Annotated in this window: 14 protein-coding genes; 5 read left to right on the top strand and 9 right to left on the bottom strand. The window is 68.3% G+C overall.

The features are described 5' to 3' along the window. Positions 1 to 110: 110 nt before the first annotated feature. Together rfbD and rfbB are read right to left on the bottom strand one after the other, a co-directional pair. Positions 111 to 1010 (bottom strand): dTDP-4-dehydrorhamnose reductase, encoded by a 900-nt coding sequence (rfbD, locus tag GC106_RS10425; RefSeq protein ID WP_173127528.1) that lies wholly within the window; start codon positions 1008 to 1010, stop codon positions 111 to 113. Next, positions 1007 to 2002 carry a dTDP-glucose 4,6-dehydratase gene (gene rfbB / locus GC106_RS10420; RefSeq protein ID WP_173127525.1) on the bottom strand — a complete coding sequence of 332 codons (996 nt, stop codon included), beginning with the start codon at positions 2000 to 2002 and terminating at the stop codon, positions 1007 to 1009. Before rfbB ends, rfbD begins: the two co-directional genes overlap by 4 nt. Positions 2003 to 2212: 210 nt before the next feature. Here rfbB and GC106_RS10415 point away from each other — a divergent pair, with 210 nt between their 5' ends. The 3 genes from GC106_RS10415 (at position 2213) to GC106_RS10405 (ending at position 5650) form a co-directional block, all read left to right on the top strand. Then, on the top strand, positions 2213 to 3691 hold the full coding sequence (locus GC106_RS10415) for an LCP family protein (protein WP_173127523.1): 1479 nt from the start codon (positions 2213 to 2215) through the stop codon (positions 3689 to 3691). A gap of 124 nt (positions 3692 to 3815) precedes the next feature. Beyond that, on the top strand, positions 3816 to 4973 hold the full coding sequence (locus GC106_RS10410; RefSeq protein WP_173127520.1) for an LCP family protein: 1158 nt from the start codon (positions 3816 to 3818) through the stop codon (positions 4971 to 4973). After that, on the top strand, positions 4973 to 5650 hold the full coding sequence (locus tag GC106_RS10405) for a TIGR03089 family protein (RefSeq protein WP_173127517.1): 678 nt from the start codon (positions 4973 to 4975) through the stop codon (positions 5648 to 5650). The genes GC106_RS10410 and GC106_RS10405 overlap by 1 nt, the downstream gene beginning before the upstream one ends. Here GC106_RS10405 and GC106_RS10400 read toward each other — a convergent pair. From GC106_RS10400 to GC106_RS10380, 5 genes are all read right to left on the bottom strand, one after another. Further along, a complete protein-coding gene (locus GC106_RS10400) occupies positions 5637 to 6701 on the bottom strand; it encodes an META domain-containing protein (protein WP_173127514.1) in 1065 nt (354 codons plus the stop codon). The two genes, GC106_RS10405 and GC106_RS10400, sit on opposite strands and share 14 nt — an antisense overlap. Positions 6702 to 6727: 26 nt before the next feature. After that, positions 6728 to 7483 (bottom strand): isocitrate lyase/PEP mutase family protein, encoded by a 756-nt coding sequence (locus GC106_RS10395; RefSeq protein WP_173127511.1) that lies wholly within the window; start codon positions 7481 to 7483, stop codon positions 6728 to 6730. After that, positions 7480 to 8898, bottom strand: a complete 1419-nt coding sequence (locus GC106_RS10390) for an MFS transporter (RefSeq protein ID WP_312872581.1) — start codon at positions 8896 to 8898, stop codon at positions 7480 to 7482. The genes GC106_RS10395 and GC106_RS10390 overlap by 4 nt, the downstream gene beginning before the upstream one ends. Positions 8899 to 8907: 9 nt before the next feature. Beyond that, positions 8908 to 9930 carry a sigma-70 family RNA polymerase sigma factor gene (locus GC106_RS10385; RefSeq protein WP_173127508.1) on the bottom strand — a complete coding sequence of 341 codons (1023 nt, stop codon included), beginning with the start codon at positions 9928 to 9930 and terminating at the stop codon, positions 8908 to 8910. Positions 9931 to 10005: 75 nt separating this feature from the next. After that, positions 10006 to 11568 carry a class I adenylate-forming enzyme family protein gene (locus GC106_RS10380; RefSeq protein WP_173127505.1) on the bottom strand — a complete coding sequence of 521 codons (1563 nt, stop codon included), beginning with the start codon at positions 11566 to 11568 and terminating at the stop codon, positions 10006 to 10008. 104 nt (positions 11569 to 11672) lie between these two features. Between GC106_RS10380 and GC106_RS10375 the strand changes: the two genes are divergently transcribed. Then, on the top strand, positions 11673 to 12830 hold the full coding sequence (locus GC106_RS10375) for an acyl-CoA dehydrogenase family protein (protein WP_173127502.1): 1158 nt from the start codon (positions 11673 to 11675) through the stop codon (positions 12828 to 12830). Between the two features lie 102 nt (positions 12831 to 12932). Continuing rightward, entirely contained in the window at positions 12933 to 13889 is a 957-nt protein-coding gene (locus GC106_RS10370; RefSeq protein ID WP_173127499.1) for a phosphotransferase family protein, read from the top strand. Positions 13890 to 14123: 234 nt separating this feature from the next. Here the strand turns inward: GC106_RS10370 and purE are convergent, their stop codons facing one another. Together purE and GC106_RS10360 are read right to left on the bottom strand one after the other, a co-directional pair. Further along, on the bottom strand, positions 14124 to 14600 hold the full coding sequence (purE, locus tag GC106_RS10365; protein ID WP_173127836.1) for a 5-(carboxyamino)imidazole ribonucleotide mutase: 477 nt from the start codon (positions 14598 to 14600) through the stop codon (positions 14124 to 14126). Between the two features lie 23 nt (positions 14601 to 14623). After that, positions 14624 to 15811, bottom strand: a complete 1188-nt coding sequence (locus GC106_RS10360) for a 5-(carboxyamino)imidazole ribonucleotide synthase (RefSeq protein ID WP_173127496.1) — start codon at positions 15809 to 15811, stop codon at positions 14624 to 14626. Positions 15812 to 15814 lie beyond the last annotated feature (3 nt).

The raw sequence follows: 15814 nt of genomic DNA, 5'->3' as shown, positions 1-15814 counted from the left end.
GCACTCTGAAATTCCCGACCTGTGCGTCCAGGGGAATTTCAGGGTGCCGGAATGTGTGTTTCGTGGTGCTGGAACGGTGGACACGGGGTGTCGGAATGGTGGACACGGGGTCAGGGGTTGGGCTTGAAGCCCGCGAAGGCCTTGGTCAACGCTTCGCGCCATGGGCGCAACGGGGTCAGGCCCGCGTTGGCCCACGATGCCGGGGACAGCACGGAATTGGCCGGACGCTTGGCCGGGCGCGGGAATTCCGCGCTCGTGCACGGCTTTACGCGGTCCGGGTCGGCGCCGAGTTCCTCGAAGATCGCGCGGGCGAAGCCGTACCACGTGGTCTCGCCGCCGCCGGTGCAGTGCAGCACACGGGCCTGGGGGCCGTCGCCGGTCACGATCCTGCCCGCCAGTTCCAGCAGTCCGGCGGCCAGATCGGAGCTCCACGTCGGCGAGCCGCGCTGATCGTCCACAACGGACAGAATCTCGCGTTCACCTGCCAACCGCAGAATGGACTTCACGAAGTTGGCGCTGCCGGACGCACCGTAGACCCAGGCCGTGCGGACCACCCACGCGTCCGCGCCCGACCGCAGCACCGAGAACTCACCGGCCAGTTTCGTCAGCCCGTAGACCGACGCCGGACCGACCTCGTCGTCCACTTCGTACGCGCCGGCCTTGTCGCCCGCGAAGACGTAGTCGGTGGAGACCTGGACGAGCGGGACCTGCCGGGACGCGCACACCGCAGCCAGCAGCCGTGGGCCGTCGCCGTTCACCGAGTACGCGGTGTTGCGGTCATCCTCCGCCGCGTCGACCGCGGTGTACGCGGCCGCGTTGATCACGATCGGCGGCAGGCCGCCCGCGGCCGCGAGCAGCCCGTCGACGGCCTGGACCACCGAACCGGCCTGGGTGACGTCGAGCTCTTTCGACCCTGGGGCGTGCACGACCGAGCCGTCCGGTGCCTGTGCGGCGAGGTCCCGGCCGAGCTGCCCGGTGCCGCCGGGGACCAGCAGGGCGAGGGCCGTCATCGGGTGGCGGCCAACGCCGCGCGCTTCTTCAGGGGTTCCCACCACGAGCGATTGTCGCGATACCACTCGACCGTGCCACGCAACCCCTGATCGAACGGAATCCGGGGTTCGTAGCCCAGCTCCGTGCTGATCTTGGTGATGTCGACCGAGTAGCGGCGGTCGTGGCCCTTGCGGTCCTCGACCGGTTGCACCATCGAGAAGTCCGCGCCGACCGCCTCCAGCAGCAGTTCCGTCAGCCTGCGGTTGGTCAGCTCGGTGCCGCCGCCGATGTTGTAGACCTCCCCCGGCCTGCCGTTCGCGGCGACCAGTTGGATGCCGCGGCAGTGGTCGTCCACGTGCAGCCAGTCGCGGACGTTCAGCCCGTCGCCGTAAAGCGGCACCTTCCGGCCGTCCAGCAGATTCGTGACGAACAGCGGGATGACTTTCTCAGGGAACTGGTACGGGCCGTAATTGTTCGAACACCGGGTGATGCACACCGGCAGCCCGTACGTCCGGTGGAACGACCGCGCGATCAGATCGGAGGAGGCTTTTGACGCCGAGTAAGGCGAATTCGGCGACAGAGGGTGATCCTCCGGCCACGATCCCTCGTCGATCGACCCGTAGACCTCGTCGGTGGAGACGTGCACGAACTTGCCGACCTCGGCGTCCAGCGCGGCCTGCAACAGGTACTGCGTGCCGAGCACGTTGGTCAGCACGAAGTCGGCGGCCGAGAGAATGGACCGGTCCACATGCGACTCGGCGGCGAAGTGGACCACCAGGTCCGTGCCGCGCATCAGCTCGCTGACGAGACCGGCGTCACAGATGTCACCGCGGACGAAGCGCAGCCGCGGAGAGGCGGCGACCGGCTCCAGATTGGCCTCGTTGCCCGCGTACGTCAGCTTGTCCAGCACCACGACCTCGGCGTCCGCGAGCTCGGGATACGCGCCGCTGAGGACCTGCCGGACGTAGTGCGAGCCGATGAAACCCGCACCCCCGGTGACTAGAACCCGCATTCGCTCGCCTCCAGTGAATGTGATGTCGGCGCAAGTCTGTCACGTGCCACTCAACCATTGGACCCCTCAAGGCGTAGTAGAGGTACGCCGGAAGTGGCGCGGAAGATACCGGTTTACCAGTAATGTAGGTCTGGGGATTCGAACACGGGAGGACGCTTGGGGAGCGGCGCGCGTCTGGCGCTGTATCTGTCCCGGTGCACGGTGGCACTGGTGTCTGTCGCTGTGCTCAGCGCGTCCGGGATCGTGTACGCCAAGTTCAACGACGTCAACGACGGTGTCGTCACCACGGACGTGATCGCGCCCGAGGTGGCACAGGCAGGCCCGAAGCCGCTCGACGGCGCCCAGGACATCCTGCTGGTCGGGATGGACAGCCGGGAAGACGCGTACGGCAACCCCCTGCCCAAAGAGGTGATGGACCTGCTGCACGCGGGTGTCAACGACGGTGAGCGCAACACCGACACGATGATCCTGGTGCACATCCCGGTCGACGGCCGCCGCGCGGTGGCCATCTCCTTCCCCCGCGACACCCTGGTGGAGGTCGCGGGCGGGTTCGGCAAGCACAAGCTCAACTCGGCCTTCGTGTACAAGTTCAACGACGTCATGAAGAAAGAGAAGTCGCTGCCGCCCAAGCAGGCCCAGGAGAAGGCCAAGCAGGAGGGCCGCAAGAACCTGATCGCCACGATCGAGAACCTGATCGGCAAGGCGGTCACGATCGACAAGTACGCCGAGGTCAACCTGGCGAGCTTCTACGAGATCACCAAGGCGATCGGCGGCGTCGAGGTCTGCCTGAACAACCCGGTCGACGAATGGCGGTCCGGTGCCCGGTTCCCGGCGGGCAGGCAGAGTGTCGAGGGCGCGGCCGCGCTGTCTTTTGTCCGGCAACGTTACGAACTGCCCAACGGCGACCTCGACCGGATCGTGCGCCAGCAGGTCTTCATCGGCGCGTTAGCGCACAAGGTGCTGTCCACCGGCGTGCTGACCGACTTCGGCAAGCTGAACGCGTTGGTCGAGGCGATCAAGAAGTCGGTGGTGCTGAGCACCGGCTGGGACGTCACCACGTTCGCCCAGCAGATGCAGGGCCTGTCCAGCGGGGCGATCGACTTCCACACCATCCCGACGCTCGGCCTCGGCAAGTTCGGCGGCGCCGACATCATCAAGGTCGACCCCAAGCAGGTCAACGAGTTCGTCACCGCACTGGCAGGCGACGAGCGGAACAAGCCTTCCTCCTCGTCCGCTCCTTCCTCGCCCGGCACGTCGACCGTTCCGCCCAAATCGGACACGAAGATCACCGTCGATGTACGCAACGCATCAGGTGAGCGGGGTCTCGCCGCGACCGTGCTGGACACTCTGGTGGGCAAGGGCTTCCTGCGCGGCACGGTCGGCGACGCCCCGGCGCGGCAGCGCACGTCGACGCTGTTCCACGCACCGGGTCAGCAGGCCGACGCGGAGCGTGTCATGGCTGAGCTCGGCGGGGAGTTCCGACTGACCGCGGATTCGGCGCTGCGGCCGGGAACCGTCCGCGCGGTGCTCGGCGAGGACTACCCCGACGCACTCGCCCGGCCCCAGGCCGGCCAGGCACCTCCCGTGGCGCAGGGAAGCCCGGCCACTCCGGCCGGCCCGTCGAACTCCGCCCCGGCCGCGCCCACCGCGCCGCCCATCAACGCCGATGGGGTGACCTGCGTCAATTAGCGGGCGCGAGTGGTTACCCTCGTAGGGGTCGAGGGGTGGGGAGGAGAAGGCGTCGGTGAGTGACGAAGCACTTTCGCACGAGCCGGATCGGAAGTCAGGGGGACGCCTGAGGCGTGTCGCGTGGATGACCGGCCGGGTCTTGGTGGCATTGGCCTCCGCGGCGGCGTTGGCTTCGGCCGGGCTGGCCCGCGACACCGTGCAGTCGGTACGGGAGAACGTGCCGACGTCGGACGTGTTCAGCGAGGAGGTCGAGCGTACGGCGCCGCCCGCGGACGACGGCGCGGACGACTACCTCGTCGTCGGCAGCGACACCCGGACCGACGCGCAGGGGAACCCGTTGCCGGAGCGCGTGTTGCGGCAGTTGCGCACCGAGGCGAGTGACGGCCTGAACACGGACACGATCATCCTGTTACGTGTCCCGAAGGACGGCTCCAAGGGCTACGCGATCTCCATCCCGCGTGACACCTACGTGAAGATCCCGGGCTACCAGGACGACAAGATCAACGCCGCGTACGGCGTGATCAAGTACCGCACGGCACAGAAGCTGCGCGGTGAAGGCAAAACCGACCGCGCCGAGATCGAGCGGCTGTCCGACACCGCGGGCCGTTCGGCGCTCACCCAGGTCATCCACGACCTGACCGGCGTGCGCGTCGACCACTACGCCGAGGTGAACCTGTACGGGTTCTACCTGCTCACCGAGGCGATCGGCGGCGTACGCGTGTGCCTGAACCACTCGACCAGCGATCCCAACTCCGGGGCGAACTTCCGCAAGGGCGTGCAGAAGATCTCCGGCGGTTCGGCGTTGGCGTTCGTGCGGCAACGCGACGGCCTGCCCCGCGGCGACCTGGACCGGATCGTGCGGCAGCAGGCGTTCCTCGGTGCGGTGATGCAGCAGCTGCTGAGCGCGGGCACGCTGACCGACCAGGCGAAACTGACCGCGTTGACGGACGCGGCAGGCAAGTCGGTGGTGGTCTCCCCTGGTCTGGACATCCTCCAGCTCGCCCGGCACCTCGGGTCGATGTCGTCCGGCGCGGTCGAGTTCGTGACGATCCCGGTCGAGGCCGTCGGCGCCCGCAACGAGCGTGGCCAGAGCATCATCACGGTGGACGTGCCGAAGGTCCGCGATTTCGTGGCGAAGCTGGTGGGCAGGCAGGCTCCCCCGCGGTTCGCCTCGCGGCGGCCGCTGTTGTTGAATGGTGCCGTGCCGGATCGCCCGGCACTCCAGCAACAACAGCAACAACAGCAACCGGCCACGATAGACGGCGTGAGGTGCGTGGACTGATGTCGGTCACAGAAGCGTTGTTCCGGCCGCTGCTCGCCGGCGACCGGTCCCGCCCGTTGATCACGCACTACGACGACGCGGCGGGCAGCCGGGTCGAGCTTTCCGTTGCGACCCTGGCGAACTGGGCCGCCAAGACGGCGAACTGGCTGAGCGAGGAGTTCGACGTCGAGCCCGGCACGCCGGTCGCGGTCGACCTGCCCGCGCACTGGCAGACCGCGGGCATCCTGCTCGGCGCGTGGTGGTGCGGCGCCCACGTGGTCTCCTCAGCCGGGGAGGTCACGCTGACCACAGTGGACACTGAGAAACCGGACGGCGCCTGGGCGGTCGTGTCGCTGGACCCGATGGGCATGGGCCTGCGTGGCACGCCGCCGGACGGCGCCGTGGACTACATCGCCGAGTCCCGGATCTTCGGCGACGACTTCTTCGCGTCGCAGGACGTTCCGGACTCCACTCCGGCACTGGAATCGCTGACCGTCGCCGACGTCGTCGCCGCGGCACGCGCCAAGGCGGTGTCCGCCCGCGTTCTATCCACAATGGACTGGACGTTCCCTGACGGAGTCGTCGCCGGTCTGCTCTCGGTGCTCGCCGGAGGCGGTTCGCTGGTCCAGGTGTCCAATCCGAGCACACTGGACGCCCACCTGGAGTCCGAACGGGCCACGCCGATCACCGCTGCCTGAAGGCCAGCTCGGTCTGACCGGACTTCAGCCGCAGCCCCGTCTGGTCGAACAGGACCTCGGGAGAGCTTGTCAGGAAGGTCATCATCTGGTCCTCCTGCTCCATCAGGGCCGGTTCGCAGGCTTTGAGCGTCCTGGCGGGTCGCTGCACGATCAGCTTTCCGTTGACCGTCACGGCCGGGCCGGACATGTCGTTGCACCCGACAGTGGCCGCCACGACGCCATCCTTGAACGTCAGCACGGTCCGGCCGTCGTCGGAAGCGAACTGCTTGTCCGCCAGGTTGCGGTCGAGGCTGCCGACCGAGAACTGCAGGCCCTTGCCTGACGAGTGGGTGAAGGTCAGCGTCTCACCGTCCACTTTGTAGCCCAGCTCGCCGTCGATCACCGGCAGCACCTCGTCGGCCTGCGGGCACGCGGCGTCGGTGGATTTCACGTCGTGGAAGGTGATCTTCTCGGTGGTGGCCTGGTACCTGCCTTCCAGACTGTTGCACGGCGTGGTGACCAGCACCGTGCCGTGGTCGAGGGTGAGCAGGGCAGGCGCCGCGGGCGGCTTCGCCGACGTGTTCTCGACGACGGTGTTCACGACCCAGGGCGTGCCTTCCAGCGCCGTCGGCTGCTTGGCCGTGAACACGATCTCCGTGTTCGCGGACTTCAGCCTGAGCGTCGTGCCGTCGAACTCCCACGCCGGCTTGCTGTCGATCACCGCGGCCAGCCAGTCGTCCTGGTCCATGCGCGCCTTGTCGCACCCCATGTCGGTCCGGCGGAGGTCGGCCGTGGACAACCGGCCGCCGCTGGTGTCCGCCGGAGCGAAGATGTGGTTGCACCCGGCTCTCACTCTCAGTTCGCGCTTGTCGGTGAGCTCCAGGGTGATCTGGGTCCCGTCCGCCAGGGCCCGCGGTTGTCCGTTCTCGGTCACGGCCTGGGACACGAACACCTGACCGCTGATGTCCTTGGCCGGGTCAGTGCCGCTGGGTGCGCTGTTGCCCGGAGCTGCCTTCTGGCCACAGCCGGCAACAAGCACTCCCACCGCTCCCACAATCAGCAAAGTTTTCATGTGCCGAGGACGGACCGGCCCCCGGATCAGGTTGCCTGAATCAGCTCCCGCACCCTGGTTTTCAGGTCGTCCATGGCCGCGCGGTAGAAGCGAGGGCCGTAGGACACCCGTGCCACGCCCAGGTCACGCAGGGTGGCGAGATCCAGTTCGTCCCCGGTGTTGCCGTTGACCGGGCAGGCCAGGTCGGCGACGAGGGCGGCGAGGTCACGCTTGTGCCGTACGCCGATCGGGTAAACGCAGTCGGCGCCCGCGTCCCGGTAGAGCCTGCCCCGGCGCATCGCCTCCGCGAGCCGATCCGGCTCGGCGATCCCGCTGCTGGGCAGGAAGGCGTCGACGCGGGCGTTGATGACGATCGGAACTCCGGCGTCGTCCGCGGCGGACCGGACGCTCGCCAGCCATTCGGCGTGCGCACCGGCGTCCACCAGGCCGCCTGCCTGGTGGTCGGTGTCCTCCAGGTTGCACCCGACCGCGCCGGTGTCCAGCAACCGGTCCACCAGTTCCCGCGGTGGCAGGCCGTACCCCGCTTCGGCGTCCACCGTGACCGGGACCGGCACCGCCCGGGCGATCCGCGCGGCCGCGGCGAACATCTCCTGCCACGGCGCGCCCTGTCCGTCGGGGTATCCGAGCATCGCCGAGATCGCGGCGCTGGCCGTGGCGACGACCGGAAAACCCGCCTCGACCACCACGGTCGCGCTGACCGCGTCCCAGGCGTTGGGCAGCACGAGCATTTCCTTGCCGTGCAGCTCACGCAGTGTCTCGGCGTGGGCCCTCAGATCCGTCATCGGACGTCCTCCAGAATCGGTTGTGGTGTTGTGGCAGGCCGTTTCGCCGGCACGCCAAGGGCGACGAGCATGCCGGCGAACGCGAACGCGGTCACCGCGCCCATCGCCGCGGTGAAGCCCGTGGTGAACTCCTCGGCCGACGCGTAACCACCGAAGCCCGCGAAGGCCGCGACCGCGACGGCGACCCCCAGGACGCCGCCGAAGATCCGCAATGTCATGAACGCGCCCGACGCCTGGCCGATCTCCCGCGGTTTCACCGCTCCGACGACCGCTTTCTGCGCCGCGGGCATGGCCATGGTCAGCCCGATCCCGCCGATGACCAACGGCGGCAACAGGTCCAGGTAGCCCGCGCCGGTGCCGGAGACGAGCGTGATCCAGCCCATGCCGACGGTTTGCAGCGACAGGCCGACGACCATGAACGTCCGTTCGCCGTACTTGTCGGTCAACGCTCCGGCGATCGGCGCGCACACCAGCAGCGTCGCGGTCCACGGCATCAGCCGCAGTCCGGCACCGAGCGGGCTTTCCCCGAGAGCGGTCTGGAAGTACTGCGCGAGGAAGAACAACGTGCCGTACAGCGAGGCGAACACGCAGAAGTTCGCCGGGTTGGCCGTGGCGAACGCCCGGAGGCGGAAGAACCGCATCGGCAGCATCGGTGCCTTCGTGCGCTGTTCCCACAGCACGAAACCGACCAGCAAAACGACCCCGAGCACCAGTGCGCCGAGAACTTCCGCGCTCGTCCAGCCCGCCCCGTTGCCACGCACCAGAGCCCAGACGACGCCGAACGCACCCAGGGTCACGAGCACGACCCCGACCAGGTCGAACCGGGTGTTCGGGCCCACGCTCTCGTCGACGCGGCGGGCGGACAGCAGGATCGCGAGCACACCGATCGGCAGGTTCACCCAGAAGATCCACTGCCAGGACAGCCCCTGCGCGACGACGCCGCCGACAAACGGGCCGCTGAACGTCGCCAGCCCGGTGATGCCCAGGTAGAGCCCCATCGCCTTGCCGCGCTGCGGCGGCGGGAAGGCCGCACTGATCAGCGTGAGCGACAAGGGCAGTACCACCGCCGCACCGACGCCCTGGAGCGCACGCGACACGATGAGCGTGCCGATGTCCGGCGACAACGCGCACGCCACCGACGCGATCGTGAACACAGCCAGGCCGAGGACGAACATGCGGCGGCGGCCGGACCGGTCGCCCAGTGCCGCTCCGGTCAGCAGCAATACCGCGAATGTCAGATTGTACGCGTTGACGGTCCATTCCAGCGATTCGACCGTTGCCGTGAGATCCTGCCGAATCGTGCCCAGTGTCGTTGTCACGACCAAGCTGTCGAGTGCCATCATGAATGACGCCAGCGAGGCGAGCCCCAATACCCAGGCTTGCCCGGACGTCATTCGTCCCCCGTCGGTTTTCACCGTTTCTCCTCAGGAACGTAGTGACCGCGGCAGGCCGAAGGCCGCCAGCAGGGAGTTGTCCAGGAATCGCGTCAGCGCGGAGATCCGATCGCCGTCCAGGGTCAGCACGATCACCCCGTGGGCGTGCATGATCGGCGTCCGCGGGTCACGGGCGTAGCAGCCGAACGCCGGTTGGCCGTTCGCCCGCGTGGGAATCAGCACGTACCGCAGGCAGCCGCGCAGCGCCACCGTGGACAGGAAGTGCCGGATGGCGTCCAGGCCCTGGTACTCCAGCGGCAACGGCGGCATGGTCAGCCACGCGTCGTCCGTCAGCATGGCCACGACCGCGTCGACGTCACCCTCCTGGAAGGCGCGGGTGAAATCGTCCACGATGCGGCGTTCTCGCGGCGACTCCGGCAGCGGCACGTTTTCCCGGTCCGGCAAGTGCGCCAATGCGCTTCGGGCTCGTTTCAGCGCACCGGTCACCGCGTTTTCGGTGACGTCCAGAATCGTCGCCACCTCGGCGGCACGAAATCCGAGCACGTCCCGCAGTACCAACACGGCTCGTTGCCTCGGCGGCAATTGCTGCAGACCGGCCAGAAACGCCAGCGACACCGATTCCCTGGTCTCGTATCGCGCTTCCGGTCCAGGGGTGTGGTCGGCGATCTCGTCGAGCAGCGCGTCGGGATACGGCTGCAACCAGCTCGGCTCGGCTCGGCGGTGCGACGGCTCGGGCAACGGGACCTCCGATTGGTAGGCCGCGTAGTCCTGCGAACGGCGGGTACCGGCCCGCAGCGCGTTGAGACAGCGGTTGGTCGCGATCCGGTAGAGCCACGTGCGGATGGACGCGCGTTCCTCGTAGCCGCTTATCCCGCGCCACGCCGCCAGCAACGTCTCCTGCAGCAGGTCCTCGGCGTCGTGCACCGAGCCGAGGATGCGGTAGCAGTGCAGCTGCAGCTCACGTCGATACGGCTCGACGAGCCTGCGGAACGCCTCGCCGTCCCCGTCCCGCGCCAACGCCAGCAGATTCCCGGCGTCGGTGTCCCCTCGCATGGCGGCTCCTTCGGTCCTGGTGGTGCCTCTCGGAGAGATAGACACCGCCGGTCCCGAAAACTGGTCGCCGCCGGGTCAGGATTTCAGGCGCTCCCGCAGTTCCCGCTTGAGGATCTTGCCGGCCGCCGAGATCGGGATCTGGTCGGTGAGGATCACCTCGCGCAGCCGCTTGTACGGCACGACCTGGTCGTTGATGTCCGCCATGACCTCCTCGGCGGTCACGTCCGGTTTCGCCGGCACCACGAAGGCGACCGGCAGCTCGCCTGCCTCGAGGTCCTTGCGGCCCACCACGGCGGCCATCGCCACGCCGGGGTGCGCGATCAGCAGCTCCTCCAGCTCGCGGGGATAGACGTTGTACCCCTTGTAGAGCAGCATGTCCTTCTTGCGATCCACAATGGACAGATAGCCGTCCTCGTCGAGCACGCCGATGTCACCGGTGTGCAGCCACCCGTCGACGAGGACGTCGGCGGTCTCCCGCGGCCGGTTGTGGTACCCGGCCATCACCTGCGGGCCGCGGATGCAGACCTCGCCGGGCTCGCCGGCCGGAACCGGCTCGTCACCGCCCTCCACCGGCACGAGCTTGACCTCGGTGTCGAAGACCGGCACGCCGACCGTGCCCACTTTGCGCAGCCCGGACACGAAGGTCGGCGCGGAGGTCGCGCCCATGGTGACCTCGGTGAGGCCGTATCCCTCGACGATCACCGCGTTGGGCATGATCCGCTGTAAGGCGACCGTCATCTCGTACGGCATCGGTGCCGCGCCTGACCCGATGGAGTTCACCGCGGACAGGTCCCGCGTCGCGATGTCCGGGCAGGCCAGCAGGCCCGCGAACAGCGCGGGCGCCCCGCCCATCGAGGTGACCTGGAACTTCTCGGCGTCGGCGAGGTAGGCGGCCGGATCGAACCGGTCGTGCAGGATCACCGACATCCCCGTGAGGATCAGCACGTTCAGGCCCGCGATCGTGCCCATCGCGTGGAACCACGGCGTGAGGTTGATCGCCCGGCCCTCACCCAGGCGGGTGCGGTACTCCGACGGGTCGCCGATCTGGTCGAGGACCACGCCACCCTCGCTGTCCAGCGCGGGCACCGAGCCGGACTGCCAGCAGGCGAACTGCAGGGTGTTGACCACGACGTTGCGATGCGGGAGCTCGACGCCTTTGGAGCGCCCGGTGGTGCCGCCGGTGTACGCCAGATGCGCCAGGTCACGGTAGATGTCGATCTGCACGTCCGGTGGCGTGTCCGGCTGGCCGTCGCGGATCTCGTCCACGTCGCTCGCTACCACGGTCAGCACCGCTCCGGCGTCCTCCAGCTGAGCGGCCACCGCGGCCTCCGGCATCAGCGGGTTGACCGGCACGAACGTGGCCCCGGCCAGCAACAGGCCGTAGTACGCCACCGGGAACGGCAGGCAGTTCGGCATCCGCAGGGCCACCCGGTCCCCAGCCTTGACGCCCCTGCTGACCAGGCCGTTCGCGAACTGGCAGGCACGCTGCCACAGCTGCGTGTAGGTGAGTTCGTCGCCATGGTGGCTGAAGACGACCCGGTCACCGAACCTGCGTGCCGAGCCGGCCAGGATCGCACCGACGGCGACCTCCGGATAGTCGAGCTTCTTGCCGATGTGGGGAGGCCACGTAGCGGTCATCCTTGGAAGCTAACTCCAAGTGCGGGCCAGGACACAAGCTCCCGGCAGTGAACGAGGACTAACATCGAACCAGTTGTTACTGGTCGGTTGGAAGGCGGAACACGGTGAACGCGGGCGTATACCAGCTGTCGGAGGAGCACGAGGCTGTGCGCGAGGCAGTGCGCGCGCTCTCCGAGAAGGAGATCGCGCCGTACGCGGCCGACTGCGACGAGAACGAGCGTTACCCGGTCGAGGCTCGTGACGCGCTCGTCCGTTCCGGCTTCAACGCCCCGCACATCGGCGAGGAGTACGACGGTCAGGGCGCCGACGCGATCGCCACGTGCATCGTGATCGAGGAGGTCGCCCGGGTGTGCGCGTCCTCGTCGCTGATCCCGGCGGTGAACAAGCTGGGCTCGATGCCGATCATCCTGGCCGGCTCCGAGGAGCTGAAGAAGCAGGTCCTGCCGTCCATCGCGGCGGGCCAGACGTCGATCTCGTACGCGCTGTCCGAGCGTGAGGCCGGTTCGGACACCGCGGCCATGAAGACCCGCGCGCGTCAGGAAGGCGACACGTGGGTGCTCAACGGCACCAAGTGCTGGATCACCAACGCGGGCGAATCCGTCTGGTACACCGTGATGGCGGTGACGAACCCGGACGCGCCCAAGCCGTCACAGGGCATCTCGGCCTTTGTCGTGCACGCCGACGACCCCGGCTTCTCCGTCGGGCCGAAGGAGCGCAAGCACGGCATCAAGGGCTCGCCGACCCGTGAGATCTACTTCGAGAACTGCGTGATCCCCGGTGACCGCATCATCGGCGAACCGGGCACGGGCCTGAAGACGGCCCTGCGCACCCTCGACCACACCCGTCCGACCATCGGCGCGCAGGCCGTCGGCATCGCCCAGGGCGCACTGGACGCGGCGATCGCGTACGTCAAGGAACGCAAGCAGTTCGGCAAGGCCATCGCCGACTTCCAGGGCGTCCAGTTCATGCTGGCCGACATGGCGATGAAGATCGAAGCGGCCCGTCACATGGTCTACGTGGCAGCGGCCAAGGCGGAGCGCGGCGAAGCCGACACCGGATTCGTCGCCGCCGCGGCCAAGTGCTTCGCCTCCGACGTGGCGATGTCCGTGACGACCGACGCCGTGCAGTTGTTCGGCGGCGCCGGGTACACCCGTGACTTCCCGGTCGAGCGAATGATGCGCGACGCGAAAATTACCCAGATCTACGAAGGAACCAACCAGATCCAGCGCCAGGTCATGGCCCGCTCCCTGCTCAAGGGCTAAACCCCCAGCGTGCCCCTCGTGAGTGTTTATCCGGGTTAGAACACGGATAAACACTCACGAGGGTTGAGCTGCGGGGTTACGGGGGCAGGGTGATGGAATGGCATGGTGCTCAACCACGATGAGGCGGTGGCCGTCCGGCCGTTGACGTTGGCCTGGGTGAACAGGCACCTGGAGGTCGGCGAGCGGATCGTCCGGGCTGAGGCGCTGCACGGCGGCATCACTGCCGAGATGCGGCGGCTGACCGCCGGCACGCGGGACGGAGGCACCCGTGACCTGGTGCTGCGGACCTTTGTGGCCACGGAGTACGCCGAGGACTGGCTGACCAGGGAGGCCGGCGCGCTGACCGTGCTCACGGGGAGCGGCGTACCGGCTCCTGGGCTCGTCGCGGTTGATCCGACCGCCGCGCATTGCGAATATCCGTCGCTCCTGATGACACATCTGCCGGGACGTGCGGTGCTCGACGATGAGGGATTGGCGACGCGTGTCCCTCTGCTGGCTCGTCAACTCGTGGCGATCCACGCGTTACGGCCTGCCGAGCGGCCCCGGAAGTACATGGCGTTGACGACCGCCGACAGCGTCGTGACTCCGAAGGGCGCTGACGCGGCTGCATGGGCGGCGGCGATCAACGTGATCCGCAAGCCCCCGCCCTCGTATGAAGGGCGATTCCTGCACCGGGACTTCCAACCCGGCAACGTGCTGTTCGACGGGCCGCCCTCCATCGCGCCAGACGCCCGGATCACCGGTGTCGTCGACTGGGCGCAGGCCTCCTGGGGCCCGGCGGACCTCGATGTGGCGCACTGCTCCACCAATCTCGCGCTGCTGCACGGCCCGGTGTGGGGTCTGCGGTTCGCCGAGGCGTACGAGGAGGCCGGCGGAGTGCTGGCCACGGCCGCGAGCGAGCGGCTGTACTGGCTGGTGCGGGACGGGCTGGCGTGCTCCGAAGAAGTGCGGTTGGTGGCGCGGCCCTGGCGGGAGGCAGGCCGGACAGACCTGACGGCGCGAGCCGTGGAGGAGCGGCTGGACGCCTATGTCACCGCCCTGATGGACACGTTGGGCTGAGTCCTTCACCCGCTGTTCCAATGGTGTGCGCGGGTGGCGGATCGCCTAGGTCGTGTTTCGAATGTCCCGGTCGATGAGAGTCTGCCCCGGCCGGAGGCCGGAATCGGCTCGGTGGGGCGGTTCCTGGCGTCGCCGCGGGATCGCCGCGAATACTGGTTGTCTTTGGGCGGTCCCGCGGTGGCGTCAGGGGCCGCATCCGGCCCGGCTATCGCGATCGGGCATTTGAAACACGGCCTAACCCTGCCCAGCGGTCTGCCGAAGCTTCTCGTCCTTCTCGAGAACCATTGCCTCAAGCCCCGCCTGGAACTCACCCATCCTCGCCTGCAACCCCGGATCGGTGGCGGCCAGCATCCGGACGGCGAGCAACCCCGCGTTACGCGCACCACCAATGGAAACCGTGGCAACCGGCACCCCGGCGGGCATCTGCACGATCGACAACAGCGAATCCATGCCGTCCAGGTACTTCAGCGGCACCGGCACACCGATCACAGGCAGCACGGTCGCCGAAGCCACCATGCCCGGCAGGTGCGCCGCGCCCCCGGCACCCGCGATGATCACCTTGACGCCACGGGAAGCCGCGGACTGCGCGTAGGACAGCATCCGGCCAGGGGTGCGGTGTGCGGAGTACACACCGACCTCATAGGACACGTCGAACTCGGCCAAGGCCTTCGCGGCCTCCGACATCACCGGCCAGTCCGAGTCGCTGCCCATGATCACGCCGACGTCCACCACAGTTACTTCCCTCCATGCACGTCATAGCCGTCCGGCCACGCGGCGGCGGACAGCCAGTCGGCGGCGAACCGGGCGCGTTGCCGGACCTCCGCCAGGTTCGTACCCAGCACCGTCACGTGCCCGATCTTGCGGCCGGGCCGTTCGGCTTTGCCGTAGTAGTGCACGTGCACGTCCTTGTACCTGGCGAACAGGTGGTGCAGGCGCTCGTCCGCGCCCATGTCCGGTGTGGACCGTGCGCCGAGCACGTTCGCCATCACGACCACGGGCGCGACCGGGTCGGTCGAGCCGAGCGGGTAGTCGAGCACGGCCCGCAGGTGTTGCTCGAACTGCGAGGTCCCCGCGCCTTCGATGGTCCAGTGCCCGGAGTTGTGCGGGCGCATGGCCAGTTCGTTCACGACCAGACCGGACGCGGTCTCGAACAGCTCGACGGCCAGAACACCCACCACGCCAAGGGAAGAAGCGATCCGCAGGGCCAGTTCCTGGGCTTCCTCGGCCAGATCAGGCGACAGCGACGGCGCAGGCGCCAGGACCTCGACGCAGATTCCGTTGGACTGCACCGTTTGCACGGTCGGCCATGCCGCGCCCTGACCGAACGGCGAACGCGCGACGACCGCTGCGAGCTCGCGCGTCATGTCGACGCGTTCCTCGACGAGCAGCGGTGTCCCGGCCTCGAGCAGTTCGGTCACGAGTGCCTCGCCGGACGACGGCACCATCCAGACGCCGCGGCCGTCGTAGCCGCCGCGTGCGGCCTTCAGCACGACCGGCCAGCCGTGTTTCTCGCCGAACGCGGTCACGTCGGCGGGCGTCTTGACCTCGGCGTACGCCGGGATCGGTACGTCCATGTCGGCCAGTCGGTTGCGCATCACGAGCTTGTCCTGCGCGTGGATCAGCGCCTCGGGGCCCGGGTGGACGGTGAAGCCTTCGGCGACCAGCGTCCGCAGGTGCTCGGTGGGCACGTGCTCGTGGTCGAACGTCAACACGTCGACCTCGGCAGCGAAGCCGCGCAACGCGTCCAGGTCCGTGTGGTGGCCGATCGTGACGTTCGGCGTCACCAGCGCGGCCGGGTCCGACGGGGAGACGGCGAGCACACGCAACGACTGGCCGAGCGCGATCGCGGCCTGCTGGGTCATCCGGCTGAGCTGGCCGCCGCCGACCATGCCGACGACGGGAAAGCCTGTCACTGGGTCCACGAG

Source organism: Kibdelosporangium persicum (assembly GCF_013280595.1).
Classification (GTDB): Bacteria; Actinomycetota; Actinomycetes; order Mycobacteriales; family Pseudonocardiaceae; genus Kibdelosporangium; species Kibdelosporangium persicum.
Note: the sequence above shows the minus strand (reverse complement) of the source record. Positions and strands in the feature narration are given on the sequence as shown.

What these genes read in the sequence shown, in the direction of transcription:
- rfbD (WP_173127528.1), bottom strand. Translation starts at nt 1,010, where the DNA reads ATGACGGCCCTCGCCCTGCTGGTCCCCGGCGGCACCGGGCAGCTCGGC.
- rfbB (WP_173127525.1), bottom strand. Translation starts at nt 2,002, where the DNA reads ATGCGGGTTCTAGTCACCGGGGGTGCGGGTTTCATCGGCTCGCACTAC.
- GC106_RS10410 (WP_173127520.1), top strand. Translation starts at nt 3,816, where the DNA reads ATGACCGGCCGGGTCTTGGTGGCATTGGCCTCCGCGGCGGCGTTGGCT.
- GC106_RS10405 (WP_173127517.1), top strand. Translation starts at nt 4,973, where the DNA reads ATGTCGGTCACAGAAGCGTTGTTCCGGCCGCTGCTCGCCGGCGACCGG.
- GC106_RS10400 (WP_173127514.1), bottom strand. Translation starts at nt 6,701, where the DNA reads ATGAAAACTTTGCTGATTGTGGGAGCGGTGGGAGTGCTTGTTGCCGGC.
- GC106_RS10395 (WP_173127511.1), bottom strand. Translation starts at nt 7,483, where the DNA reads ATGACGGATCTGAGGGCCCACGCCGAGACACTGCGTGAGCTGCACGGC.
- GC106_RS10385 (WP_173127508.1), bottom strand. Translation starts at nt 9,930, where the DNA reads ATGCGAGGGGACACCGACGCCGGGAATCTGCTGGCGTTGGCGCGGGAC.
- GC106_RS10380 (WP_173127505.1), bottom strand. Translation starts at nt 11,568, where the DNA reads ATGACCGCTACGTGGCCTCCCCACATCGGCAAGAAGCTCGACTATCCG.
- GC106_RS10370 (WP_173127499.1), top strand. Translation starts at nt 12,933, where the DNA reads ATGGTGCTCAACCACGATGAGGCGGTGGCCGTCCGGCCGTTGACGTTG.
- purE (WP_173127836.1), bottom strand. Translation starts at nt 14,600, where the DNA reads ATGGGCAGCGACTCGGACTGGCCGGTGATGTCGGAGGCCGCGAAGGCC.